Here is a 23,864-nt window from a genome sequence, read left to right as displayed (position 1 = left end):
AGATCTCACCGCGCTGCGCCGGCTCTTCGGAGCTAGCGCAGCGCGGTGCGGCTCGTCGCCGTCGCCTCGAGCGCGATCCCGTCCGGAACGAGGATCGTGAGCACTGGCGGTCGCCAGGCACCCGCGACGGTGACGCGTGCCGAGACACCGTCGGGAGTGTCTGCCGCGACGAGCGCGACATCCCCGCCGACCTCGTCGACGATCGCCCGGGCCTGAGTCTCGATCCCGTCGCGCGTGAGCGTCGCGACCGCCGCATCGCCGACCACCTCGAACGTGAAACCGTCGGCGGCGGCGAGGGCCGCAGCATCCGCCACCGCGTCGAGACGCTTCTGTGCGAGGTACAGACTTGTCGCGTCGACGCAGACGAGCACCACGGCGAGCGCAAGCACGGCGAAGCCGAGGGTGAGGATCAGAACGCTGCCCTCGTCGTCGGGCCGGCGCCGGCGCTTCACGATCCACTCCCCCACACGCGCGAGACCTTGTGCACCGTCGTCGACTCGACGGGAATGCTCGCGAGCCGGTCGAGCCCGAGCACCGGCGGCACGAGCGGCAGGGCGACCGTGGTGCGAAGCGTCACGACCAGCGTCGCCCCCGCACGCGGACAGGTCGCCCCCGCAGGGCGGCAGCGTGTCTCGACGGTGGTCCGCGAGCCGTCGAGACCGTACTCCCGCACGACGGACGCGACGACCAGGTCGGCGCGATCGCGCGCCTCGTCCGCATCGACGGCGGTCGCAACCGCGCGCGCTACGTGGCGGGCACCGGCTTCGACGCCGAGCGCGCCGCCCTGGATGAGCCCGAGGGTGACGATCAGATAGACCAGCGGAACGAGGAGGAGCATCCCGACGACGAGGAACTCGAGCGCGGCCGACCCCCGCTCGGGGTCGTCTTCCGGGTCAGTCGAAGGATTCGATCGGCGCATGCGCGACCACCTCCAGCGATCGCGGGGCACCCAGCAGTCCGACCAGCGGCAGCGTCGCCCGCACCGTGATCGCGACGGTGCGGTGGCCGAGGGCAGCCGACTCCCGCGCCGACACCGAGGTCGCATACTCCGACCCGACCGCGCGCGCCACGATCTCGCGCGTGCGCTGCGACCCCTCGGCGAGCGACGTGTCGGCGAGCGCCGCATGGTACGCACCCTCGACGGCCGCATCATGCACCACATTGCGCACATGGATCGAGAGGCCCAGCTGCAGCACCGCGAGAGTGAGGACGGTCAGCATCGTGCCCACGAGGATGAACTCGACCGGACTCGATCCCTCGTCGCCTGCCGCTGCCGCGCGCAGTCGCGAGCGGAGACGACGCACGGCTCAGATGCCGGCGACGCTCGAGATCGCCTGCTCGAAGAGCCCGGCGAGGGCGGGTCCGGCAAGTGCCCAGATCAGCACGACCAGGCCCGCGGTCATGAGCGTGATCAGCACCCAGCCGGGCACGTCACCGCGCTCATCCTCGAGCAGGTCGCTTGCCGAGCCACGGGCCGCGTCAGCGACGCGACCGAGCCGGGCGATCCAGTTTCGCAGCATGGGGTTTCTCCTTCTGGCCTTTCAGCCGATTCCGAGTCGAAGCATGAAGATGCCGGGGAACACCGCGAACAAGACGCTCAACGGCAGGATCAGGAAGACGAGCGGGATGAGCATGAAGATCTCTGAGCGCCCGGCTCGTTCGATGAGGGTGCGCTTCGCGTCTTCCCGGGCGTCGAGCGCCTGGGCGTGGAGCACTGCGGCGAGCGGGGCTCCGCGGTCGATCGCCGCCACGAGCTGGTCGATGCCGCGTGAGAGTGCGGGGATCTCCAGCCGCGACGAGAGCCGCGCGAGCGCCTCGGGGAGGGAAGAGCCGGTGCCGACCGCGACAACGACGCCGCGCAGCTCGGTGGTGAGCTCGCCCGCACCGGCATCGCCGACGCGGCGGAGCGAGTCGAAGATGCCCTCGCCGGCCGACAGGCACAGAGCAAGGAATTCCAGGACGGTGGGCAGCTCCTCCTCGATCCGCGCGATGCGGGCCGCCGCGGCTCGCGTGAGCACGGCATCGACGCCGACCGCGAAGACGACACCCATGATCGGGGGCAGCAGACCGAGCGCGGGTGATCCCCGCCCGGCGAGCACGAGTGCCACCGCGAGCACACCGCCTGCGGCGACACCGCCGATCGCCCACGCGAGCTGCCGGCCGCGGAACGCGGCGGCATCCATCGCCCACGCCGCCTGGCGGAGGCGTCGATCGACCGAGGCGTCGGTGCCGGCCACGCGCACGAAGCGGTCGCGAACGTCGTGCCACGCGATGCGCCACCCCGCGCCGGACGCCGCCTGGCCGAGCGAGATGCCGCGCGGATCGGTGATGTCGCGCAGGTATGGTGCGATGCGGCGCGCGAGCGTCGGCGCCGCCCACCGCGGCGCGAGCGAGAGCAGCATCCAGACGCCGACGCCAAGCGCCGTGCCGAGCACGACCGCCGCGGCTGCGGCGTCGACGGCGAACGCGCTCATCCGATCCACCGCCGGGGCTCGGGAAGCCGCCCGATGCGCAGCATGACCCGGAATGCGACGAACGAGACAGCGGCGCCCGCGAGGATGAGCGTCACCCCTTCGGGGCTGCCGTAGGCGCTGGCCCCTTCAGGGCGCATCGCGAGCATCGCCAGGATCACCCACGGCGCAGCCACCCCGAGCACCGCCGCGCCGTGGATCCATGACTGGCGCGACTCGACCTCGGCCCGGAGCGCGGCGTCTGCGCGTACAGAAGCGGCGAGTGAGCGCAGGACCGTGGTGAGCTCGGTTCCGCCCACCTGGCGAGCCATGCGGAGGGTTTCGATGATGCGATCCGCGACGGGGTCGGCGAGCAGGTTCTTGAGTCGGGCGGCGCTCGAATCGAAATGACCGGATGCCGCCGCATCCCTCCCGAACGCGGCGAACGCCGGCCGCAGCTCGACCGGAGCCGAGTCCGCGAGGCTCGCGACGGCGTCAGGCAGCGACATGCCGGCCCGCACGGACGCGATGAGCAGGTCGCAGACGTCCGGCCAGAGGGCGCGGCGCGAGCGGACGAGCTTCCCACGCCGTGCACGCAGCCAGGCGAACGGAGCCAAAGCCCCCGCCGCCGCGGCGACCAGTGTCAGCGCGCCCACCTGCGTCAGCAGCCACGCGACGGCCGCAGCGACCATCGCGGCGCACACGGCGATCATCACGATCGAGCCCGGTGCGATCCGCGAGAGTCCGGCGCCCGCCAGCAACCGGGCGAGCCGCCCGCTTTCGACGCGCGCCGGCCGCGCGGCACCCGCCGGCCACAGCCACGGCGACAGTGCGAGCAGGATCCCGGCGGCGAGCACAGCGCCCCAGACAAAGGTCATGCCGAGTCCGCCCGGTAGAGCGTGCGCGCCTGGATGACGCCGTCCACGACGCCCGTCGGCGTCACGATCTCGGCGACGCGCCGACGGCCCGACGCGTCTCGCTCGCAGTGCACGACCAGGTCGACGGATGCGGCGACGGCGGGCACGACGAAGGCCGAATCGATGTTGCGTCCGGCCAGCAGCGGAAGCGCCGCCAGCTTGCCGAGCGCCTCACGGGCCGAGTTGGCGTGGATGGTCGCGGCGCCCGGCACCCCGGTGTTGAGGGCGAGCAGCAGGTCGAGGGCCTCGGCATCGCGCACCTCGCCGACGACGAGGCGGTCGGGCCGCATCCGCAGCGCCTCCTTCACGAGGCGCCGAAGCGAGACCTCCCCCGTCCCTTCCAGGCTCGGCTGTCGCCCCTGCAACGCGACGAGGTCCGACGCCGCGACGGCGAGCTCGAACGTCTCCTCGACCGTGACGATCCGGTGATCCGGCGGACAGGCCGCGACGAGGGCGCCGAGCACGGTGGTCTTGCCGGCATGCGTCGCCCCCGACACCAGGATGCTGCGCCCCTCGCCCATCGCCTGACGCAGCATCCGCGCGGCGGACGCGTCCAGCGCACCCGCAGCCACCAGTCGGTCGAGATCGCCGAACGACGGCAGGAACTTCCGGACGTTGACCGCCCAGTGGCGCCGCGTGATGTCGGGGATCACGACGTGCAGGCGGCTGCCGTCCGGGAGCGATGCGTCGACGAAGGGCTGCGACAGGTCCACTCGGCGGCCCGTGGACTGCAGCATCCGCTCCACGAGATCGCGCACCGCGGTGTCGGTGAGGGTCAGCGGCAGCCGCTCGGATACGCCGCCGCGGGCGACGAAGATGCGGTCGGGAGCGTTGATCCAGAGCTCCTCGACCGTCGGATCGTCGAGGTAGGGCTGAAGCGGCCCGTAGCCGGCGACGGCGGCGAGCACTTCCCGCACGCACGACGACTCGTCGTCGATCGGGGCGAGTCCGCGCGCGAGCGCGAAGTCGTTATGACGTCGCACTTCTGACCGAGCGACGTGCGCCGCGAACTCGGGATCACGGGCCGGGTCTGCCCGCTCGGCCCGCAGTCGCTCACGCACGCGCTCCGCGACCAGGGTCGCGGCGGGGGCGGCAGGAGGGGTCACCTCAGCATCATCGCAATTCGCAGCGGAGCCAGCCGAAAGTTGTCCACAGCCGCCCTACCGCCCCGCGGCCGCGCTATCTGGTGGCGACGTAGATGTCTCCGTCGCGGCCGAAGTAGAGCCGGTGGCCGTCTCTCGACAGGGACGGTCGCGACTCCGCTCCCGACGTGTTCACGTTCGGCCCGAGCCGCACCGGCGGCTGCCACGTGCCGTCGGGGCCGCGCACGGACGAGTAGATGTCCATGCCTGCGCTCCCGGGTCGAGAGGATGCGAAGACGAGCTCGCGACTGCCGGGCCGCACATTGGGCATGACGTCGTCAGCACCCGGGACATTGAGCTCCGCGACCGGCACGGGGGCAGTGAATCGGTAGTCGTCGATCATCCTGCTCACGTGGATGTCCTGACCGCCGGCGCCGATCGGTGTGCCGCTCGAGAAGTAGAGCGACACACCGCCGGGCCCGCTCGCGAGCGACGGTCCGTACTCCATCCCGGGGCCGTTCGGCCCGTCCGGCGCGCATCCGAGGTTGCGCGGTGGCGCCCACTCGCCGGTGGTCGGCTCCTGCGATGTCACGTAGATGTCACCGAGCCCGCACGCTGCGGTGCCGTAGGCGTCGGTGCCGCCGCGCGTGGAGACGAACAGCAGGACGTTGCCGGGCAGGGGGGTCGGACAGAAGTCCTGCGCCCCGCTGTTCACCGGCACGGGCAGCATGGTCGGTGCGCCGAAGGAGGTCACCGCGCTCTCCCGAGTCGCCACCCAGATGTCGTTGTCCCCGCCGTCGCGCGTCGAGGCGATGTAGAGACTCTTACCGTCAGGGGATTCGATGGGACAGCCATCGGCCTGCGGCGCGTTCACCCCGGAGACGGGCGTGGACGGCCCCCAGCCATCGGCGCCGACGTCGATGGCGAGCGCCGGCGTGCCGGCGAGCGAAGCGATGACGATCGACGTCGCGACAACGACGTACGCGACCCCTCTTCTATTGCGTGACATGCCGACTCCCCTTTTCTGGAACTGTGCAGCGATCGCTGTGGAATCAGTGGAGCGCAACCCGTTATCAGCCCGTTAACGACCCCCATTGACGAGGGCCCGCCGAAGTTCCAGAGTGGGCGCGTGGAGATCGGCGTACTCGGGCCGGTGACCGTTGACGGTGGCGCGCTGGCGCTCACGCCGCGGGATCGCGTCGTGCTCGCCGCGCTCGTCGTCCGTGCGGGCGAGGCCGTGCCTGCGACGGAGCTCGCCGACGCGCTGTGGGGAGAGTCGCCGCCGGCGTCGTGGACGAAGATCGTTCCCGGCTGCGTCATGCGCCTGCGGCGCGCGCTGGGCGCCGCCGTGATCGAGACCGTCGGCTCCGCCTACCGGCTCGTCCCAGAGCAGGTTCAGATCGACGCCGCCCGCTTCCGCGAGCGAGTGGCGCGCGGGCACGACCTCCAGCACCTCGGCGAGCCCGACCGCGCCGTCCATGTGTTCACGGAGGCTCTGGCGCTCTGGCGCGGTCGGGCGTACAGCGAGTCCGACGACGCACCGCTCGTGCGGGTGGAGGCGACCGCACTCGAGGAGCTGCGCGACGACACCGAGGAAGCGCTTCTCGCAGCTCGCCTCGAGGTCGGAACGCTGGGCGAGGTGATCGGCGAAGCGCATGCGCTCGTGGCGCAGGAGCCGTTGCGCGAGAAGCGCTGGGCGCTGCTCGCCCAGGCCCAGTACCGGGCGGGGCGACAGAGCGACGCGCTCCAGACGCTGCGCGCGGCGCGCGCGACCATCGCCGAAGAACTGGGGCTCGACCCCGGGCCGGAGCTCGCTGAGCTCGAGCGGGCGATCTTGCGCCATGATTCGGCTCTCCGTGTCGGCGAGGTCTCGACGCCCCCCAGTAACGACTGCCCCTATTTCGGCCTCGTCCCGGCCGGACTCGACGATGCCGAGCTGTTCTTCGGTCGCGAGCGCGAACTGCGGTCATGGCTGCCCGCACTCGCGGAGTCCGGAGTCCTCGTCATCTCGGGGCCGTCGGGCGTCGGCAAGTCCTCCGTCGCGCGGGCCGGTGTCGCTGCCGCACTGCAGGCGCAGGGGCGAACCGTCGCCGTGATCACACCCGGCGCTCGGCCGATGGCCGCACTCGAGGCCGTCGTCGCCTCCAGCCCGCGCGCACTCATCGTCGACCAGTGCGAGGAGGCGCTGGTGCTGTGTCAGGATCCCGCCGAGCGGGAGCTCTTCTTCCGCACCCTCGCGGAGTCCTTCTCGCAGGACCTCCTCGTGATCACGCTGCGTGCCGACCGACTGGGCGATCTCGCGACGCACCCCGAATTCGCCCGCCTCGTCGAGCGGAACCTCGTGCTGCTCGGGCCGCTGGATTCAGGGGGCCTGCGCGCTGTGATCGAACGGCCCGCACGACAGGCGGGCCTCCTGCTCGAGCCCGGCCTCGTCGATCTGCTGCTGCGCGACGTCGCGGATGAACGCGGCGCGCTGCCGCTGCTGTCGCACGCACTCCGCCAGACGTGGCTGCGTCGCGAGGGTCGCACGCTCACGGCCGCTGGATACACGGACGCGGGCGGCATCAGCGGCGCTGTCGCACAGACTGCCGAGCAGCTCTACAGCGAGCTCTCGGACGAGCAGCGCGGCCGCCTGCAATCGCTCCTGCTTCGCCTGGTGGACGCGACCCCCGACGCCCTGCCGACCCGACGCCGGATGCCGTTCGACGTGGTCACGGCCGACCCTCGTCGCGCAGAGCTCGTGCGCCTGTTGGTGGATGCACGGCTGCTCACGAGCGACGGCGGCACCGTCGAGGTCGCACACGAAGCACTCGCGAGAGCATGGCCACGTCTGACGGAGTGGCTGGAACAAGACGTCGACGGGCAGCGCATCCTCCGGCACCTCACCGCGACGGCCTCGGGGTGGGATGCCATGGCGCGACCCGACAGCGAGCTGTACCGCGGCGCGCGGCTCAGCGCTGCACTCGCTTGGCGGGATGCCGCATCTCGCGAGCTCACATCCATCGAGGAGACGTTCCTCGATGCTTCGGTCGGCCGCGAGCGGGCCGACCTGCGGGCCGCCAGAATCCAGCTCGCCCGGGAAAGGCGGAACGTCGCGTGGTTGCGGCGACTCACCGCGGGCGCCGCCGTCTTCGCCCTGGTGGCAGCCGGGGCGGCGACCTTCGCGTCGCTCGAGCGGGAGCGGGCCGACGATCGCGCGCTCGTCGCCGAGGCCCGCCGCATCTCGGCTCGCGCCCTCGTCGATCGACCCTACGATCGCGCTCTCCTGCTGGCGACCGAGGCGATCGGGCTGTGGAACAGCGTCGAGACGCAGGGAAGCCTGCTCAATACGATCCAGCGCAGTCCGCTCGCGACCCGCGTCATCCGCAACGGGGAAGCACCCATCAACGACTTCGATCTCTCGGCCGACGCACGCCGGATCGTGGTCGTCGACGATCTCGAGGATGTCGCCGTCTTCGAGACCGAGGGCCGATCGCGCATCGCCCGGCTGAGCGGCGACGGGACCTCGTACATCGCTGCCGAACTCAGCTCGGACGGCCGCCAGGTCGCTGTGTCGTCGGTCAACGTCGAGTGCTGGATGGCCGACTGCCGCGACATCGGAGTGCGCGTGGTCGATTCGGGCGACCCCACCGGTCCGGGCACGCGACTCGGCGGGTTCCCGCTCCCCGTCGCGGACGTGTCGTTCTCGGACGATGCCGCCTTGATCGCCGCGATCGCCCCGATGCCGTGGTACCCGCCGCCGGGCAACATCGCGGTGTGGCGAGCCGGGGAGCCGGACACCCCCGCCATCGTCATGGACCTGCCCGAACTCGGGGAGAACCCCGCATTGAGCCCCGATCGCCATGTATTCGGCGTCGTCGAGTTCGCCCCGGACGGGCGAACGCTCTATGCGAGCGGGTACGGCCCGACGGTGGCCTTCGACATCGCATCCGGGCAGGCGACTGCCACCTACGGCGGGCTCGGGCTCCTCGCCGTCAGCGCCGACGGGCGCACGATCGCACTCGTCGGCGCGGGAAGCGAGGCGCTCCTCCAGGACGCCGTGACCGGGCAGACGATCGCCCTCGTCGGGCATACCGCCCACGTGAGGGATGCCGCATTCAGCCCCGACGGCACCCGTGTCGCCACGGTAGGCAATGATCACACGGCGATGGTGTGGGACGCCCGCACGGGCGAGCGGACTCTGATCCTCCGCGCACATGTCGGCGCAGTGCACGGCGTCGAGTTCGGTCCGTCGGGTGCCCTCTTCACCGCAGGAGCGGACGGCGCCGTCATCGAATGGGATCTCACCGGCGACTCCGGTCTCTTCCGCGAGATCCTGTCGGAGCGCCCGCTCGAGCATGTCGTCGCCGGCTTGCCGGTCGTGGACCCGCGGGGGGATCGGGTCGTGGTGGTGGGTGAGACGAGCGTCGACATCGTCGACGTCGCGACCGGGATGGTTCGCCCCATCCCGGCGGAGTTCGCGCGGTGGGCGGCATTCCATCCTGACGGACATCGCTTCGCAACAGTGACCGGCGCGGGGGTCACCGAGCTCTGGGAGGCCTCGACCGGCGAGCTCGTCGCGAGGAGTGACCCCGGTGGCGCGAACGACGGTGCGCTCGCGTTCTCGCCCGACGGCATCAGTGTGATGGTGGCAGATCGTGCAGGCACCGTGCGCATTCTCGATTCGCACACGCTCGATGAGCTGCGACCGGCGATCGAGGTCGGTGTGACTGCCACCGCCCTCCGGGTCGGAGAAGGCGTACTTGCGGTGACCTCGCAGGGAATGGACACCGGATCGGGCACCGAGGTGGTGTTCGCGGAAGTCGACGATGGAACGATCCTGCGACGCGTCCGGCTCGACTCGTGGGCCGTCCGCGCAGCGTTCAGCCCGGACGGATCGCATTACGCGTTCGGCGGGCGTGACGGCGTCGTCGGAGTCATGGACGTCAGCACGGGCGAGGTCGTGTACGGTTCGTCGGCGCCCCTCCATCAAGGCCCCGTCACGTGGATCGTCTTCTCGGACGACGGCGAATCGATCGTGAGCCTCGGCTACGACGGCGAGGTCGTGGTCTCGTCCGGCGATTCCGCCGCGCCATTCGCCCGTCTGTCGTCGGCACGACCGAGCATGGCGGCGCACGGCGTGTTCCGTGATGCCGAGACGCTCCGGATCGGCTACGCCGACGGCTCGGTCTCCGAGTTCGATACCGATCCGGGCGTGTGGGCACGACACGCATGCATGGTCGCGGGCCGTGACCTCACGACATCGGAATGGCACGATGCGTTCGGCACGCGCGAGTATCGGCCCATGTGCGGTCGGCTGACGAGCGTCTCTGCTGATCCGCCGTAGCCGAACCCGCCGCGGCGGGGCAGGATGGGAGAGTGCAGCCGGCGCACACCGAAGGGAACCGCCATGCCACTCTCGAAAGAGCCCCGCACCCCCGCGACGAAGGCCGTGCTCGGGCTCGTGGGACTCGTGCAGATCGCCTTCGCGTTCCTCGCGTTCTGGGACCTGGCCCACCGCGACCCCGCCGACGTGCAGGGGCGCAAGCCCTGGTGGATCCCGGTGATCCTCATCAACTGGATCGGACCCGCCAGCTACTTCCTCTTCGGCATCAAGCGCTGAGGTCGCTCCGGGGGTCAGCCCCACAGCCGACGCACAGCCGCGCCCGTAGACTGATCCCACCCGCGGGAGTGGTGAAATCGGCAGACACGCAGGATTTAGGTTCCTGTGCCTTCGGGCGTGTGGGTTCAAGTCCCACCTTCCGCACGCGAGCACGGTGACACCTCCGCCGCACTTCGCCACCACCGCCGACCGTGACGACCGACGGGAATCCGACCTTGCAGCACATCGCTCTCATCCCCTGGCTCGACCCTGCGGCGATCATCGAATGGGCAGGCCCTTGGGCGCTCGTCGTGGTCTGCTTCATCGTCTTCGCCGAGACCGGGCTGCTCGTCGGATTCCTCCTGCCGGGAGACACCCTGCTCGTCATCGCGGGCCTCCTCTCGCACCCGCAGGATTACGCCCCCAACGGCGTCTTCGGCATCAGCGTCTGGTGGGTGGCGCTGCTCATCGGCCTTTCGGCGTTCATCGGCGGAGAGGTCGGGTACTACATCGGCCACAAGGGCGGGCCGGCGGTCTTCGAGAAGAAGGAATCGGGCCTGTTCAGCGTCAAGAACGTCGAACGCACGAACTCGTTCTTCGAGCGCTTCGGCGGGCTCACAATCATCCTCGCGCGCTTCGTTCCCATCGTCCGCACCTTCGCCCCCGTCGCCGCAGGCGTCGGCCACATGCACAAGGGCAAATACACGCTCTACAACTTCATCGGCGCGGTGCTCTGGGGCTTCGGCCTCACGATGTTCGGCTACGCGATCGGCTTCATCCCGCCGGTGGCCGACTTCGTCGAGAACTACATCGACGTGATCCTGCTCGTCGCGGTCGGCGGCACCGCCGCGGTGACGCTGTGGCACTACTTCCGCGAGCGCAGCAAGGCCAAGAAGGCCGCCGCCGCCGGCGAGGACGTCGTCACCGACGAGGAAGAGGCGAAGGAGCTCGTCCTCGATCCCGAGATCTTCGAGCGCGGACCCGAGCACCACGACGGCCACCACGACGGCCACGAGGGCCGCGAGGGCCGCGACGGCGTTGCCCCCAAGCCGTAGGCGTCATAGCTCCTCCGACTTGTAACGACGCCTACGACGCTTTCGACGTCTTCTTCTTCGCCGCCGGCTTCTTCTTCTCGGCATCCGCCTTCGGCTTGTCCTTCTCGTCGCGCGCCGCACGCGATCGCTCGACGCTCGCGCGCAGCGCCGCCATGAGGTCGATGACCTCGCCGCCGGCTTCGGCGTCGTCGCGTTCGCCGAAGGTCTCGGAGGTGTCGAGCGCATCGCCCTTCTCGAGCTTCGCCTCGATGAGGGTGCGCAGCTCATCCTGGTACTCGTCGGCGAACTGTGACGGATCGAAATCGCTCGCAAAGCTCTCGACGAGGGATGCCGACAGCTCGAGCTCCTTCGCCGAGATGCGCACGGGCTCGTCCAGCGCCGGGAACGCCGCCTCGCGCACCTCATCGGCCCACAGCAGGGTCTGAAGCACGAGCACGTCACCGCGGACGCGCAGTGCCGCAAGCCGGGTCTTCTGGCGCAGCGAGAACCGCACGATCGCGGTGCGGTCGGTCTGCTCGAGGGTCTTGCGCAGCAGCACATACGCCTTCGGCGACATCGAGTCGGGCTCGAGGTAGTACGCCTTGTCGAGGGTGAGCAGGTCGACCTGGTCGCTCGGCACGAACTCCACCACGTCGATCTCGCGGCTGCGCTCGGACGGGAGCGAAGCGAGATCCTCGGCTGTCAGCACCACCGTCTGCTCGCCGTCGTCATACGCCTTGTCGATGTCCTGGAAGGCGACGATCTCGCCGCACACCTCGCACTTGCGCTGGTACCGGATCCGCCCGCCGTCGGCATTGTGCACCTGATGCAGCGACACGTCGTGGTCTTCGGTCGCCGAGTACACCTTGACCGGCACGTTGACGAGCCCGAACGTCAAGGCGCCCTTCCAGATCGCTCTCATCACACCAGTACACACCTGTCACACCCGTCGCGGCTACTCTGGGCCTCATGTCCGGGGAACCGCAGCTGGTGAGCATCGGCGGCCGGCGGCTCCGCATCACGAACCTCGACAAGGTGCTCTACCCCGAGACCGGCACCACCAAGGGCGAGGTGATCGACTATTACAGCCGGATCGGGGGCGTGCTCATCCCCCACGTGATCGGCCGCCCGGTCACCCGCAAGCGCTGGCCCGAGGGCGTCGGCACCGAGGCCTCCCCCGAGCCCTCGTTCTTCGCCAAGGATCTCGAGCGCGGTGCGCCGGAGTGGGTGAAGCGGATGCCGATCCCCCATTCGACCGGCGCCAAGGACTACCCGCTCATCGGCGATGTGCCCACCCTGGTCTATCTCGCACAGGTCGCGAGCCTCGAGCTGCACGTGCCGCAGTGGCGCTTCGCGCCGGACGGCGACCGGGGCAACCCCGATCGACTCGTGCTCGACCTCGATCCCGGCCCGGGGACAGGACTTCTCGAGTGCGCCCAGGTGGCCCGGTGGGCCCGCGAGATCCTCCGCGGCATGGGCCTGGATCCGCTCCCCGTCACCAGCGGCAGCAAGGGCATCCACCTGTATGCGGCGCTTCCCGGCACCCAGACGAGCGAGCAGATCACCGCGGTCGCGAGGGAGCTCGCCCGGGCGATCGAGGCCGACCACCCCGACCTCGTCGTGAGTCAGATGGCGAAGGTCGCCCGCCCGGGGCGGGTGTTCATCGACTGGAGCCAGAACAACGGCGCGAAGACCACGATCGCGCCCTACTCGTTGCGCGGCCGCGCACGCCCGACGGTCGCCGCACCGCGCACGTGGGACGAACTCGACGACCCCGGGCTCGAGCATCTCCTCTTCGACGCGGTGCTTGCGCGCACCGAAGCGCTCGGCGATCCGCTCTCAGCCCTCGGATTCCACGCCGGCGGCCGCGCCGGCTCCGACGGCCCGCTCACGGCATACATCGCAAAGCGCACGGCGGGACGCACGCCCGAACCGGTGCCGGCGAACCCGCTGGGCGCGACGGGAGCGGCAGTGGGCACCGCGCTCCCCCGCTTCGTCATCCAGGAGCACCACGCGTCGCGCCTGCACTGGGACCTGCGCCTCGAACGCGACGGCGTGTTGGTGAGCTGGGCTGTGCCGCGCGGCATCCCTCATTCGACCGGACGCAACAACCTCGCCGTCATGACCGAGGACCACCCGATGGAGTACGCCGAGTTCTCGGGCACCATCCCGCGCGGAGAGTACGGGGCGGGCACGATGACGATCTGGGACGACGGGCGGTACGAGCTCGAGAAGTGGCGCGACGACGAGATCATCTTCACGCTCGAAGGTCGTCCGGGCGGTCCGCTCGGGCGGGTGCGCCTCGTGCTGATCCGCACCGACGGCACGGGCGAGAAGTCGACGTGGCTGCTGCATCGCATGAAGACGGATGCCGCCGGCCGCCCGCAGCCCGATGCCGAGCCCGTCGAGCCGAGCGAACAGGCCGACACCGCAGCCTTCGTGTTCCCACGGCCGTCCGACCTCCGCCCTATGCTCGCCACCAACGCGACGCCGGGCCTCGCACGCGACGCCGCGCGACGCTGGTCGGCCGAGGACGATCCCTGGGTCGAGGTGAAATGGGACGGCATCCGGGCCATCGGCGTGTGGGACGGGCGGCGCCTCCACCTGCGCGCCCGCTCCGGCAACGACATCACCGCCAAGTACCCCGAGCTCACGCGGGTCGATGCCGACCTCGGGCCCGAGCCTGCCGTTGTCGACGGCGAGATCGTGGCGCTCGACGCGCAGGGCAGACCGAGCTTCCCACGCCTGCAGGCGCGCATGAACCTCTCCAAGCCCCGCGAGATCGAACGCGAGGCCCCGCGCACACCCGTGCATTACTTCCTCTTCGACGTGCTGACGCACGCAGGGACGGATGCCGCGGTCCTTCCTCTCACCGACCGGCGCGGCATCCTGGAATCCCTCGCCGCCGATGCGATCGACCCGATCGTCGTGCCGCCGGTATTCGACGACGTCGACGGGGCGCTCGCGGCGAGCAGGCGCTTCGGTCTCGAGGGGATCGTGGTGAAAGACCCGGCGTCGACGTATCGCCGCGGCATGCGCTCCGAGTCCTGGCTGAAGGTCAAGCTCACCCGAACGCAAGAGGTCGTGATCGGCGCGATCCGCCCGGGCAAGGGCGGACGCACCGGCGCGATCGGATCGCTTCTGGTCGGCATTCCGAGTCCCGACGGACTCCAGTACGCAGGCCGCGTGGGGACGGGGTTCAGTGACGCGACGCTCGCCAAGCTCGAATCGCTGCTCACGCCGCTGCGGACCGACGAGAACCCGTTCGTCGGGATTCCGGCCGCCGATGCGTCCGATGCCCTGTGGGTGCGACCAGATCTGGTCGGCGAGGTCGAGTTCGCCGAGTTCACGCCCGACGGCATCCTCCGTCATTCGCGGTGGCGGGGCCTGCGCCCCGACAAGGCGCCGGGCGAAGTGCTGCGCGAGGACTGACGCCGTCGCGCGGCAGGGATCCTACGCGTGCGCGTCGTGCTCGACGTGTCCCGCGGGCTCGATCTGGAACGTGGAGTGCTCGACGTCGAAATGGCTCGAGAGGCATGTCTGCAACTGGCTCAGGATGCCGGCGGCCCGCCCGTCCTGAAGCGCCGCGTCGTCGACGACGACGTGCGCCGAGAACACCGGCGCGCCGCGCGTGAGCTGCCACACGTGCACATCGTGCACGTCGACGACGCCCGGGGTCTCGAGGATGTGGTCGCGGATCTCGCGCACGTGCGTGCCCACCGGCGCCGACTCGGCCAGCACCGAGACGACCTCGCGCAGCAGGCCGATCGCGCGGGGGATGATGAGCGCGGCGATGAACAGCGACGCGATCGCGTCAGCGGGTGCCCATCCCGTGACGAGGATCACGACCGCCGCGACGATCACGGCGCCCGAGCCGATGAGGTCGCCGAGGACCTCGAGGTATGCGCCGCGCACGTTCAGGCTGTGACGCTGCGCGGCGCTCAGCAGCCACATCGCCACCGCGTTGGCGACGAGGCCGATGATCGCGACCGCGAGCATGAGACCGCCCGCGACCTCGACCTCGGCGGGCGCGATCAGTCGCGAGACCCCTTCGATCGCGACCCACACCGACAGCACGACGAGGATGACGCCGTTCACCAGCGCACCGAACACCTCGGCGCGCTGGTAGCCGAAGGTGCGGCGGTCGTTCGCGGGGCGCGCCGCGACGATGCTCGCCACCAGGGCGATCACGAGGGCAGCGGCATCCGTGAACATGTGGGCCGCGTCCGCCAGCAGCGCGAGCGATCCCGAGAGCGCGGCGCCGACCACCTGCACCACCATGACCACGCTCGTGATCGCGAGCGAGATCGCGAGGAGGCGGCGGTCGCCGGCACCTCGTACCCCCGGGGCGGAGCCGTGCGCGTGGTCGTGCATGAGGCCAGGCTAAGCCCGCCGGGCGACGTCCACGGGCACATCGCGCCAGTCGGGAATGATGGTGATTCTCAGTACTGCTCGGGCTTTCAGAGGTTCTCGAGGAGCGGGACCAGCGCGCGGAACGCCCGTGAGCGATGGGATGCCGCGTTCTTCTCGTCGGCCGTCCACTCACCGACCGTCCGCTCGGCGGCGGGGTCCTGCCCGTCGGGGATGAAGATCGGGTCGTACCCGAATCCCCCCGCACCGCACGCCTCGACCGCGAGCCGGCCCGGCCACACGCCCTCCACGACGTGCTCGCTGCCTTCCGGCACGACCAGCGCGATCGTCGAGACGAACTGCGCGGCTCGATGCGGGTCACGGATGTCGGAGAGCTGGTCCAGCAGCAGGCTCAGGTTCGCTGCGGCATCCTTCGCATGGCCCGCCCAGTATGCCGAGAACGCGCCGGGCGCCCCACCGAGGGCGTCGACGCAGATGCCGGAGTCGTCCGCCAGAGCGGGAAGCCCCGTGTGCGCGGCCGCCGCACGAGCCTTGATCAGCGCGTTCTGGGCGAAGGTCACGCCGTCTTCGACCGGTTCGGGGCCGTCGTAGCCGATCACCTGCAGATCGGGGCGCGTCGCGGCGACGATCGCCTGAAACTCCTCGACCTTGTGCCGGTTGTGGGTCGCCAGCACGATCTGCCGCGGCGCCGCCGTCACGGCAGTTCGTCCGCTCCGCCCGCGAGGGCCGCGAGCTGGTGCTCGCGCAGCGACGCGCAGCCGGCGACGCCGAGGTCGAGCAGGGCGTCGAGCTCGCGCTTGTCGAAAGGTGCGCCCTCGGCGGTGCCCTGCACCTCGACGAACAGGCCGCGTCCGGTGACGACGACGTTCATGTCGGTCTCGGCGCGCACGTCCTCGACGTAGGCGAGGTCGAGCATGGGCTCGCCGTCGATGATGCCGACCGAAACCGCAGCGACCGAGTCGATGAGGGGCGTCGCCTTCTGCCCGATGAACTTCTTCGCGCGACCCCACTCGATGGCGTCCGCGAGCGCGACGTAGGCACCGGTGATGGCCGCCGTGCGGGTGCCGCCGTCGGCCTGCAGCACGTCGCAGTCGATGACGATGGTGTTCTCGCCGAGCGCCTTCGTGTCGACGACCGCGCGGAGCGCCCGGCCGATCAGGCGCGAGATCTCGTGCGTGCGCCCGCCGACCTTGCCCTTGATCGACTCGCGGTCGTTGCGGCTGTTGGTCGCGCGCGGCAGCATCGCGTACTCGGCGGTGACCCACCCCTTGCCCTTGCCGACGAGCCAGCGCGGCACGCCGTTGGTGAACGACGCGGTGCACAGCACCTTGGTCCCGCCGAAGGAGATGAGCGCCGACCCCTCGGCGTGGGCGCTCCAGCCCCGCTCGATGGTGATGGTGCGGAGGTCATCGACGGCGCGGCCGTCGGCTCGGGTGATGTCGGTCATCGGGTCTCCTCAAGAGATTGGGGGGGCGGGAAGGTCGATGGCGCCGGTGTGGACGAGCTGCACCTCGGTGACCTCGCGGCCCATGAGCCGGTGCGCGAGGCGCAGGAAGTCGTCGGCGGAGTCGCCGGTGGCCTCATAGAGGTGGCGGGGCACAGCATCCGGCCCCGCGAGCAGGTCGCGCGAGACCAGCTGCCGGTAGACGTCCTTGGCGGTCTCGGTGTCACTCGAGACGAGGCTCACACCTTCGCCCATGACGTAGCTGATCGCGCCCTCGAGGAACGGATAGTGCGTGCAGCCGAGCACGAGCGTGTCGACGCCGGCGTGACGGAGGGGTGCGAGGTACTCCTCCGCGACCGCGAGCACCTCGGGCGAATCGGTGACTCCAGCCTCGACGAATTCGACGAAGCGCGGGCACGCCTGCGCGAAGACGGTGAGGCGCTCGTTCACCTCGAGCATGTCCTGATACGCACCCGAGCCGATCGTGCCGGCAGTTCCGATGACGCCGATGCGACCGTTGCGCGTCGTCGACATGGCGGTGCGCACAGCGGGGGCGATCACCTCGATCACGGGAACGTCATAGCGCTCGCGGGCGTCGCGCAGCACGGCTGCGGACGCAGTGTTGCAGGCGATCACGAGCATCTTCACACCCTGGTCGACGAGGTCGTCGAGGATCTCGAGCGCGTACCGTCGCACGTCGGCGATGGGCTTGGGGCCATAGGGCGAGCGCGCCGTGTCGCCGATGTAGACGATCGACTCGCGGGGCAGCTGGGCCGAGACCGCCCGAGCCACCGTGAGACCGCCGACGCCGGAGTCGAAGATCCCGATGGGAGCGTCGGCGCCGTCCTGAGCTTGCCGAAGGGTCACGATCGACCAGCCTACGCCAGCGGTCCCGGTCACCGCCGTGACCGGTTCCGGCTGACTAGGCTGACCGACATGAGCGCCTCGACCGCCCTGCTGACCGACCGGTACGAGCTGACGATGCTCGAGGCGGCCCTCCGCGACGGCACGGCCGATCGCCGATGCGTGTTCGAGCTGTTCGGCAGGCGGCTGTCGGGCGGCCGCCGGTTCGGCGTGGTCGCCGGCACCGGGCGCCTGCTCGCCCTCATGCGCGACTTCCGCTTCGGCGAGGACGAGCTGCGGTTCCTCCGCGACGAGAAGGTGGTGGATGCCGCCACCGTCGCGTACCTCGAGGCATATCGCTTCGGCGGCACGATCACCGGCTACCGCGAGGGCGAGCTGTACTTCCCGGGCTCCCCCATCCTCACGGTCGAGGGCACGTTCGCCGAGGCCGTGATCCTCGAGACGCTCGCCCTGAGCGTCCTCAACCACGATTCCGCCGTCGCGACGGCCGCCGCGCGCATGAGCATCGCCGCGGGCGACCGCCCCCTCGCCGAGATGGGCTCGCGCCGTGCCGGTGAGCAGTCCGCGGTCGCTGCCGCCCGCGCCGCCTACATCGCAGGCTTCGGTGCAACTTCGAACCTCGAGGCGGGCCGCACGTGGGGCATTCCGACGATGGGCACCGCCGCGCACTCCTGGACCCTGCTGCACGACACCGAAGAGGATGCGTTCCGCTCGCAGATCGCGGCCTTGGGAGTCGGCACGACGCTCCTCGTGGACACCTATGACATCCGCGAAGGAGTCGCCACCGCGATCCGGGTGGCGGGCACCGACCTCGGCGGAGTCCGCATCGACTCCGGGGACCTGCCCTCGATGGCGGCCCACGTGCGCACGCAGCTCGACGAGCTGGGGGCCACCGCGACGCGCATCACCGTCACGAGCGATCTCGACGAGTACGCGATCGCGGCGCTGGCGGCCTCCCCGGTCGACGCCTACGGGGTCGGCACCTCGGTCGTCACCGGCTCGGGCACGCCCACCGCCGGCATGGTCTACAAGCTCGTCGCGCGCCAGCGATCGGACGGCGGCTGGGTGGGCGTCGCGAAGGCCTCGACGGACAAGGCATCCACGGGCGGCCGCAAGGCCGCGTTCCGCACCCTCGAGCACGGCACCGCCACGAGCGAGCTGATCGCCGTGTCGGACGGCTTCGAGCGGGTCGAGACCGCCGCGCAGCATCCCGATGCCCGACCCCTGCAGGTCTCGCTCGTCGTCGACGGCGAGCCGGATGCCGCGCACGAGGGTTCTGCCGGCGTCGAAGCCGCACGCCGCCATCAGCTGCGGGTCCGCGAGGAGCTGCCGGTGCGCGGTCTTGCGCTCAGCCGTTCGGATCCGGCGATCCCGACGGTGTTCGTCGAAGCCGGATGACCCGCACCCGTCTGGTCAGACCTGATCAGCCTGCGAGCGACTCGTAGATCTCTTTGCAGGTGGGGCACACCGGGAACTTCTCGGGGTCGCGGCCCGGAGTCCACTTCTTGCCGCACAGCGCCCGCACCGGCTTGCCGGTGATCGCCGACTCGAGGATCTTGTCCTTCTTCACGTAATGCGAGAACCGCTCGTGGTCGCCCGGCTCGATGTTCTCTTCGCGGATGAGCTCTTCGAGCTCGCGGTCCAGAGTCGCGATGCCGCCCTGATCGGGGCCTTCGACGGGGGTGCTCATGGTGAGCCAGTGTAGCCCGGACGGGCATCCCCGAGGGCGGTGTGCGACCGCCGCGCTCAGGTCGATTCGGCGAACTCCATGAGGCGTCCGCCGCGCCGCTCGAACACGAGCGAGCCGATCACGACGCCGACGACGAGCACGCCGAGGCCGATCGCGAGACCGCTCCACAGCGCCGTCGTCGCATACGCGATGTCGCGCGTGAGCGCGATCCACGCCCACCACAGCACCGGCGCGCTCAGCACCACGGCGCCCACCATGACGGCGCCCTGTGCAACGGCACCCGAGGCGCTCGTGCGCTCGGGCTGCCGGAAGGGACTCTCGCCTGGGCGCGATACCGCGTACGGCGTCGCCGCCGACGAGATGCTCGAGAGTCCGAGACCGGTCAGGAACAGCGACGCACACACTCCGGTCAGAGCGGGCAGCAGCGCCCACCGACCGTGGAACGAGATCGCGACGGGGATCGCGACCGCCAGGAGCGGGATGCCGAGGAGCAGCAGCGGCACCAGTCGGCCGACGCGATCCGACATGCCCCGCATGCCGCTCGCGAGGTGCATCCACACCGCCGTCGAGTCGTACGCGAGGTCGTTGTGCGGGAGCCAGCCGAGGAAGAGCGCCGCGAACGGCAGCGGCACGAGCGCGACGATCTCGGGAGGCACTCCGGCGATCAGCAGCGGCACGATCGTGACGGCGGCCGCGACCGGGATCACGAGGACGTTGACGATGTAGCGCCGATCGCGTGACCAGTAGAGCAGGCTCCGTGCGGCGACGGCGCCCGCGGGCGTCCCGGGCGCGACGCCGAACCAGCCGAGACCACCGCGCACGCGTCCCGACGTCGGTCGCTCGGTCGTGGTGAGCAGAGCCTTGACCAGGACCCCCCACACCGCGGCGAGGAGCGACAGGGTCGCTGCCGCGACGAGCAGCGACTGCCACGCGTCCTCGTCGTGGAGGGCTACGCGTCCGGGATACGCCCACGCCGCGCCGATCGGCGTGAGCCCCAGCACCGACACGGCTTCCAGAAGCTGCGACGGCACGGCACGGCGCCACTCGAGCGAGGCGAGGAACACCCCGACCGGCACGACGACGACCAGCACCACGAGCACGAAGAGTCCTGAGAGCTCGCGCGAACGACGTTCGCGCAGGAACAGCGACGTCAGCGCCATGCACACACGTGCCAGGAGCGAGCACGTGAGCACGCCGAGGATCACCCCGACGGTCGGCGCCGTCCAGACGGCGCCGAGCTTCCACCACACCCAGCCCGCGCTGATCGCAACGGCGGAAAGCGCCACGATCGGCACGCTCACGACGCCGACGACGGCGAGGACGACGGCGAGTCGTCCGCGCGGCAGACCGAGCAGCGCGAACCTGCGCGGATCCAGCGGATCGTGCGCTTCGCCGATGATCGGCGCCAGAGCGAAGCCGAGCGTGAGCGCCGAGCCCGCGAGCACCGTGACCGTCAGCACCACCTCATCGGGGGCGTCGACCAGCGAGAACAACGCCCACGACGCGGCGACGGTCGCCCCGACCAGCAGCAGCAGCCCGAGGACGCGCCGGATCACATGGCCCGCGTCGCCGCGCAGCGCGCCGAACAGCAGCGCGATCCTCAGTCCGAGAACGTGTGCAGCCACTCCAGGCCCTCCACGTCGCTGAGCCCCCCGGCGAGCTCGACGAAGCGCTGCTCGAGGGTGAGCTCGCCGCGCACCTGCTCGACCGTGCCTTCGGCGAGGACCTGCCCGGCGACGATGACGGCGACACGCGAGCACACGCGCTCGACGAGGTCCATGCCGTGGCTGGAGAGGATCACCGTGCCGCCGTGGGCGACGTAGGTCGAGAGGATGTCGAGGATGATCGCGCTGGAGACCGGATCGACCGCCTCGAACGGCTCGTCGAGCACCAGCAGGCGCGGCGAGTGGATGAGGGCACCGGCGAGCATGACCTTCTTCGCCATACCGGCCGAATAGTCCGACACGACGCGTCCGAGCGCATCGGTGAGATCGAAGGCGCGCGCGAGGTCGGCGGTCCGGCTCTCGACCACGGCCGGTCGCAGACCCCGCAGGACGCCGTAGTAGTGCAGCAGCTGACGACCTGTCAGTCGGTCGAAGGTGCGGAGGCGGTCAGGGAGAACGCCCATGAGCCGCTTCGCTGCGCGGGGATCGGATGCCGCATCCACTCCGCCGACGCGGATCGAGCCGCGGTCGGGCTCGAGAAGCCCGGCGATCATCGAGAGCGTCGTGGTCTTTCCGGCGCCGTTGGGCCCGACCAGTCCGTAGAAGGTGCCGGCGGGGACCGTGAGATCGACTCCCTCGACAGCGCGCGTCCCGCCGAAGCTCTTGCTGACCCCCCGGAGAACCAGCACGTCGCCGGTCGGCGGGGCATCGACGAGGATCTCGGGCAGATCGGGCACGACCGCCTCGGGCTCGGCGACGACGGGCGGCAGCGGCGGCTTCGGCGGAATCACGATGTCGGCGTCGACGACCTCGGCGGGAAGCGGCGGACGCTCGGAAGCCCGGGCCTTCGTCGACAGCGGCACGATCGGTGCGCGGTCGTGACGGGCCGACTCTTCCGGGTCGGCCTCGTGGGGCACCGGCAGGGAGGCTGTCACCGACCCAACGTACCAAGCGACCCCCGCGCGTCCGAAACCTCTTGCGCGTATTCGCAGGAACCGCGTTTTGTCACGAATCGACAACGGCGGCGCATCATTCTGCACGTTCCCAGGTGTCATCGCTACCATGGGTCACGGCACGAAGGGGTGTCGAGTCGGTGAACCGACAGTGAATCTCGCACCACAGGAGCAGACTTTGACCCTTCAGACCGTCATCCTCGCAGCCGGAATGGGCTCGCGGCTCGGCCGCAGCCTGCCCAAACCCCTCACCGAACTCGGTGACGGCCGCAGCATCATGCAGCAGCAGCACGACAACATTCGTGCCGCATTCGGCGCCGAGGCGAAGATCACCACGGTCGTCGGCTACCGCGCCGAGAGCATCGTCGAGGCCTTCCCCGCCGTCGACTACGTCTACAACGACCGTTACGACCAGACCAACACCTCCAAGAGCCTGCTGCGCGCCCTGTCCACCACGGGCAAGGGCGGCGTGCTGTGGATGAACGGCGATGTGGTCTTCGACCCGATGGTCCTCGGCCGCGCGATCGATCTCATCGAGCGCGACCAGTCGTTCGTCACGGTCAACACCTCGAAGGTGAGTGACGAAGAGGTCAAGTACACCGTCACCGCCGAAGGCTTCATCAAGGAGCTCTCCAAGACCGTCGTCGGCGGCATCGGAGAAGCCGTCGGAATCAACTACATCTCCAGCCGCGACAAGAAGGCGTTCGTGCGTCAGCTCTCCCGCGTCGACGACCAGGACTACTTCGAGCGCGGCCTCGAGCTCGCGATCGCCGAGGACGGCATCCGTCTCGAGCCCCTCGACATCTCGGACCTGTACGCAGTCGAGGTCGACTTCGCCGAAGACCTCGAGCGGGCGAACCTCTTCGTCTGACATCGGTTCACGCACCCTGTCAACCCCCGGCAGACGCTCAGGCGCGCGCGCATAGGATCGCCGCGTGGCTGAAAAGGTGCACCGCATCCACTCCCTCCCCGACGACGCGAGCTGGCAGGGAGGCCTGCCGCCTGCCGGCTCACCGGAGCACCCGCTCACGATCCGCGCACTCGACCGCGTCCTCGCGATCCAGCGCCCCGTCGTGCTGGCGCACCTGCGCAGCATCCGCCTCCGTCATCCCGATGCGACGACGACGGACATCGTGCGGATGCTGGAGCGCCGCTATCTCGCCGCCGTGACGACGGCCGGCGCCGCGGTCGGGGCGACGGCGGTGGTGCCCGGCATCGGCACCGGCGTGACCCTCGCCCTCAGCGGCGTCGAGACCCTCGGCTTCCTCGAGGCGACGACCCTGTTCGCGCAGTCGGTCGCCGAGGTCCACGGCATCCCCGTCGCCGATCCCGACCGCGCCCGCGCGCTCGTGCTGACCCTCCTCCTCGGAAAAGAGGGCGTCGACCTCGTCGCACAGCTCGCCGGGCAGGCCACGGGGCGCGCTCCCTCCCGCGACAAGTACTGGGGCGAGGTCGTGACCAAATCCCTCCCCCGTGCTGCGGTCGGACCGCTCGTCGACAGTCTCAAGAACACGTTCATCCGTCAGTTCGCGGCCCGCGGTGGTGCGTCCTGGCTCGGCAAAGCCCTTCCCTTCGGAATCGGGGCTGCGATCGGCGGCGTCGGCAACAATGTGCTCGGCCGGCGCGTGCTCGTCGGCTCGCGCCGCGCGTTCGGACTCCCCCCGGCCCTTCTGCCGCCGGAACTCGAACCCCGCCCCGACGCCGCACGCCTCGAGCACGCCGCCGTTCGCACGATCCGCCGCGCGAGTGACGCCCTGGCGGGAAGGTTGCGCAAGGCCCCTCGCGAACCCGAGTCGCCGGGACTCGAGTGATCG

The 23,864-nt window shown here is 70.4% G+C and carries 23 protein-coding genes and 1 tRNA gene; 8 read left to right on the top strand and 16 right to left on the bottom strand.

Features of this window, described 5'->3' with window-relative positions; all coding sequences use genetic code 11:
* Nucleotides 1–32: 32 nt before the first annotated feature.
* The 8 genes from FFS15_RS11305 to FFS15_RS11270 form a co-directional block, all read right to left on the bottom strand.
* Nucleotides 33–452 (bottom strand): pilus assembly protein TadG-related protein, encoded by a 420-nt coding sequence (locus tag FFS15_RS11305; RefSeq protein WP_249353981.1) that lies wholly within the window; start codon nucleotides 450–452, stop codon nucleotides 33–35.
* Nucleotides 449–919 carry a TadE family protein gene (locus FFS15_RS11300; RefSeq protein WP_137845131.1) on the bottom strand — a complete coding sequence of 157 codons (471 nt, stop codon included), beginning with the start codon at nucleotides 917–919 and terminating at the stop codon, nucleotides 449–451. The genes FFS15_RS11305 and FFS15_RS11300 overlap by 4 nt, the downstream gene beginning before the upstream one ends.
* Nucleotides 894–1,304, bottom strand: a complete 411-nt coding sequence (locus FFS15_RS11295) for a TadE family protein (RefSeq protein ID WP_249353979.1) — start codon at nucleotides 1,302–1,304, stop codon at nucleotides 894–896. Before FFS15_RS11295 ends, FFS15_RS11300 begins: the two co-directional genes overlap by 26 nt.
* 3 nt (nucleotides 1,305–1,307) lie before the next feature.
* The gene (locus FFS15_RS11290; protein WP_137845130.1) at nucleotides 1,308–1,520 is read right to left on the bottom strand and encodes a hypothetical protein; all 213 of its coding nucleotides are present in this window, start codon (nucleotides 1,518–1,520) and stop codon (nucleotides 1,308–1,310) included.
* A 21-nt stretch (nucleotides 1,521–1,541) separates the two neighbouring features.
* Nucleotides 1,542–2,474: a type II secretion system F family protein gene (locus tag FFS15_RS11285; RefSeq protein ID WP_137845129.1), complete on the bottom strand. Its 933-nt coding sequence runs from the start codon at nucleotides 2,472–2,474 to the stop codon at nucleotides 1,542–1,544.
* Nucleotides 2,471–3,328: a type II secretion system F family protein gene (locus FFS15_RS11280; protein WP_137845128.1), complete on the bottom strand. Its 858-nt coding sequence runs from the start codon at nucleotides 3,326–3,328 to the stop codon at nucleotides 2,471–2,473. The genes FFS15_RS11285 and FFS15_RS11280 overlap by 4 nt, the downstream gene beginning before the upstream one ends.
* Complete coding sequence (locus FFS15_RS11275; RefSeq protein ID WP_137845127.1) at nucleotides 3,325–4,473, bottom strand: ATPase, T2SS/T4P/T4SS family; 1,149 nt, start codon at nucleotides 4,471–4,473, stop codon at nucleotides 3,325–3,327. Before FFS15_RS11275 ends, FFS15_RS11280 begins: the two co-directional genes overlap by 4 nt.
* A gap of 73 nt (nucleotides 4,474–4,546) precedes the next feature.
* Nucleotides 4,547–5,458, bottom strand: coding sequence for a PD40 domain-containing protein (locus tag FFS15_RS11270; protein WP_137845126.1), 912 nt, complete (start codon nucleotides 5,456–5,458; stop codon nucleotides 4,547–4,549).
* A gap of 120 nt (nucleotides 5,459–5,578) precedes the next feature.
* Here FFS15_RS11270 and FFS15_RS11265 point away from each other — a divergent pair, with 120 nt between their 5' ends.
* From FFS15_RS11265 to FFS15_RS11250, 4 genes are all read left to right on the top strand, one after another.
* The gene (locus tag FFS15_RS11265) at nucleotides 5,579–9,775 is read left to right on the top strand and encodes a BTAD domain-containing putative transcriptional regulator (protein WP_137845125.1); all 4,197 of its coding nucleotides are present in this window, start codon (nucleotides 5,579–5,581) and stop codon (nucleotides 9,773–9,775) included.
* Between the two features lie 63 nt (nucleotides 9,776–9,838).
* Nucleotides 9,839–10,051, top strand: a complete 213-nt coding sequence (locus FFS15_RS11260) for a PLDc N-terminal domain-containing protein (protein ID WP_137845124.1) — start codon at nucleotides 9,839–9,841, stop codon at nucleotides 10,049–10,051.
* A 62-nt stretch (nucleotides 10,052–10,113) separates the two neighbouring features.
* Nucleotides 10,114–10,195 (top strand) — tRNA-Leu (locus tag FFS15_RS11255).
* Nucleotides 10,196–10,266: 71 nt separating this feature from the next.
* Nucleotides 10,267–11,085 carry a VTT domain-containing protein gene (locus FFS15_RS11250; RefSeq protein ID WP_137845123.1) on the top strand — a complete coding sequence of 273 codons (819 nt, stop codon included), beginning with the start codon at nucleotides 10,267–10,269 and terminating at the stop codon, nucleotides 11,083–11,085.
* Nucleotides 11,086–11,116: 31 nt separating this feature from the next.
* On the opposite strand, the gene FFS15_RS11245 is transcribed toward FFS15_RS11250, so the two are convergent.
* A complete protein-coding gene (locus FFS15_RS11245; RefSeq protein WP_137845122.1) occupies nucleotides 11,117–11,986 on the bottom strand; it encodes a Ku protein in 870 nt (289 codons plus the stop codon).
* Nucleotides 11,987–12,033: 47 nt separating this feature from the next.
* Here FFS15_RS11245 and FFS15_RS11240 point away from each other — a divergent pair, with 47 nt between their 5' ends.
* Nucleotides 12,034–14,496 carry an ATP-dependent DNA ligase gene (locus tag FFS15_RS11240; RefSeq protein ID WP_137845121.1) on the top strand — a complete coding sequence of 821 codons (2,463 nt, stop codon included), beginning with the start codon at nucleotides 12,034–12,036 and terminating at the stop codon, nucleotides 14,494–14,496.
* A gap of 21 nt (nucleotides 14,497–14,517) precedes the next feature.
* Here FFS15_RS11240 and FFS15_RS11235 read toward each other — a convergent pair whose 3' ends face one another.
* The 4 genes from FFS15_RS11235 to murI form a co-directional block, all read right to left on the bottom strand.
* Nucleotides 14,518–15,438: a cation diffusion facilitator family transporter gene (locus FFS15_RS11235; protein WP_137845120.1), complete on the bottom strand. Its 921-nt coding sequence runs from the start codon at nucleotides 15,436–15,438 to the stop codon at nucleotides 14,518–14,520.
* An 86-nt stretch (nucleotides 15,439–15,524) separates the two neighbouring features.
* Nucleotides 15,525–16,133: an RdgB/HAM1 family non-canonical purine NTP pyrophosphatase gene (gene rdgB / locus FFS15_RS11230; RefSeq protein WP_137845119.1), complete on the bottom strand. Its 609-nt coding sequence runs from the start codon at nucleotides 16,131–16,133 to the stop codon at nucleotides 15,525–15,527.
* Nucleotides 16,130–16,882, bottom strand: coding sequence for a ribonuclease PH (rph, locus tag FFS15_RS11225; RefSeq protein ID WP_137845118.1), 753 nt, complete (start codon nucleotides 16,880–16,882; stop codon nucleotides 16,130–16,132). The genes rdgB and rph overlap by 4 nt, the downstream gene beginning before the upstream one ends.
* 9 nt (nucleotides 16,883–16,891) lie before the next feature.
* The gene (murI, locus tag FFS15_RS11220; RefSeq protein ID WP_137845117.1) at nucleotides 16,892–17,746 is read right to left on the bottom strand and encodes a glutamate racemase; all 855 of its coding nucleotides are present in this window, start codon (nucleotides 17,744–17,746) and stop codon (nucleotides 16,892–16,894) included.
* A 69-nt stretch (nucleotides 17,747–17,815) separates the two neighbouring features.
* Here murI and FFS15_RS11215 point away from each other — a divergent pair, with 69 nt between their 5' ends.
* Nucleotides 17,816–19,141 carry a nicotinate phosphoribosyltransferase gene (locus FFS15_RS11215; protein ID WP_137845116.1) on the top strand — a complete coding sequence of 442 codons (1,326 nt, stop codon included), beginning with the start codon at nucleotides 17,816–17,818 and terminating at the stop codon, nucleotides 19,139–19,141.
* Between the two features lie 25 nt (nucleotides 19,142–19,166).
* Here FFS15_RS11215 and FFS15_RS11210 read toward each other — a convergent pair whose 3' ends face one another.
* Genes FFS15_RS11210 through FFS15_RS11200 form a run of 3 tightly spaced genes read right to left on the bottom strand, consistent with a single transcriptional unit; the run spans nucleotide 19,167 to nucleotide 22,032 of the window.
* The gene (locus tag FFS15_RS11210) at nucleotides 19,167–19,433 is read right to left on the bottom strand and encodes a DUF3039 domain-containing protein (RefSeq protein WP_137845115.1); all 267 of its coding nucleotides are present in this window, start codon (nucleotides 19,431–19,433) and stop codon (nucleotides 19,167–19,169) included.
* A 56-nt stretch (nucleotides 19,434–19,489) separates the two neighbouring features.
* Nucleotides 19,490–21,058 carry a hypothetical protein gene (locus tag FFS15_RS11205; RefSeq protein WP_137845114.1) on the bottom strand — a complete coding sequence of 523 codons (1,569 nt, stop codon included), beginning with the start codon at nucleotides 21,056–21,058 and terminating at the stop codon, nucleotides 19,490–19,492.
* Nucleotides 21,034–22,032 (bottom strand): ABC transporter ATP-binding protein, encoded by a 999-nt coding sequence (locus tag FFS15_RS11200; protein WP_249353977.1) that lies wholly within the window; start codon nucleotides 22,030–22,032, stop codon nucleotides 21,034–21,036. Before FFS15_RS11200 ends, FFS15_RS11205 begins: the two co-directional genes overlap by 25 nt.
* 196 nt (nucleotides 22,033–22,228) lie before the next feature.
* Between FFS15_RS11200 and FFS15_RS11195 the strand changes: the two genes are divergently transcribed.
* A complete protein-coding gene (locus FFS15_RS11195; protein ID WP_137845113.1) occupies nucleotides 22,229–22,921 on the top strand; it encodes an NTP transferase domain-containing protein in 693 nt (230 codons plus the stop codon).
* A gap of 64 nt (nucleotides 22,922–22,985) precedes the next feature.
* A complete protein-coding gene (locus tag FFS15_RS11190) occupies nucleotides 22,986–23,861 on the top strand; it encodes a hypothetical protein (protein WP_137845112.1) in 876 nt (291 codons plus the stop codon).
* The last annotated feature ends 3 nt before the right edge of the window (nucleotides 23,862–23,864 follow it).

The sequence above is a fragment of the Microbacterium sp. 2FI genome, assembly GCF_005502885.1.
Classification (GTDB): Bacteria; Actinomycetota; Actinomycetes; order Actinomycetales; family Microbacteriaceae; genus Microbacterium.
The sequence above is the reverse complement of the archived record's forward strand: the minus strand, read 5'-3'. Positions and strand labels throughout refer to the sequence as shown.

Coding starts and splice junctions, on each gene's coding strand:
- FFS15_RS11300 (WP_137845131.1), bottom strand. CDS start 919: ATGCGCCGATCGAATCCTTCGACTGACCCGGAAGACGACCCCGAGCGG.
- FFS15_RS11290 (WP_137845130.1), bottom strand. CDS start 1,520: ATGCTGCGAAACTGGATCGCCCGGCTCGGTCGCGTCGCTGACGCGGCC.
- FFS15_RS11285 (WP_137845129.1), bottom strand. CDS start 2,474: ATGAGCGCGTTCGCCGTCGACGCCGCAGCCGCGGCGGTCGTGCTCGGC.
- FFS15_RS11280 (WP_137845128.1), bottom strand. CDS start 3,328: ATGACCTTTGTCTGGGGCGCTGTGCTCGCCGCCGGGATCCTGCTCGCA.
- FFS15_RS11270 (WP_137845126.1), bottom strand. CDS start 5,458: ATGTCACGCAATAGAAGAGGGGTCGCGTACGTCGTTGTCGCGACGTCG.
- FFS15_RS11260 (WP_137845124.1), top strand. CDS start 9,839: ATGCCACTCTCGAAAGAGCCCCGCACCCCCGCGACGAAGGCCGTGCTC.
- FFS15_RS11245 (WP_137845122.1), bottom strand. CDS start 11,986: ATGAGAGCGATCTGGAAGGGCGCCTTGACGTTCGGGCTCGTCAACGTG.
- FFS15_RS11240 (WP_137845121.1), top strand. CDS start 12,034: ATGTCCGGGGAACCGCAGCTGGTGAGCATCGGCGGCCGGCGGCTCCGC.
- FFS15_RS11235 (WP_137845120.1), bottom strand. CDS start 15,438: ATGCACGACCACGCGCACGGCTCCGCCCCGGGGGTACGAGGTGCCGGC.
- rph (WP_137845118.1), bottom strand. CDS start 16,882: ATGACCGACATCACCCGAGCCGACGGCCGCGCCGTCGATGACCTCCGC.
- FFS15_RS11215 (WP_137845116.1), top strand. CDS start 17,816: ATGAGCGCCTCGACCGCCCTGCTGACCGACCGGTACGAGCTGACGATG.
- FFS15_RS11210 (WP_137845115.1), bottom strand. CDS start 19,433: ATGAGCACCCCCGTCGAAGGCCCCGATCAGGGCGGCATCGCGACTCTG.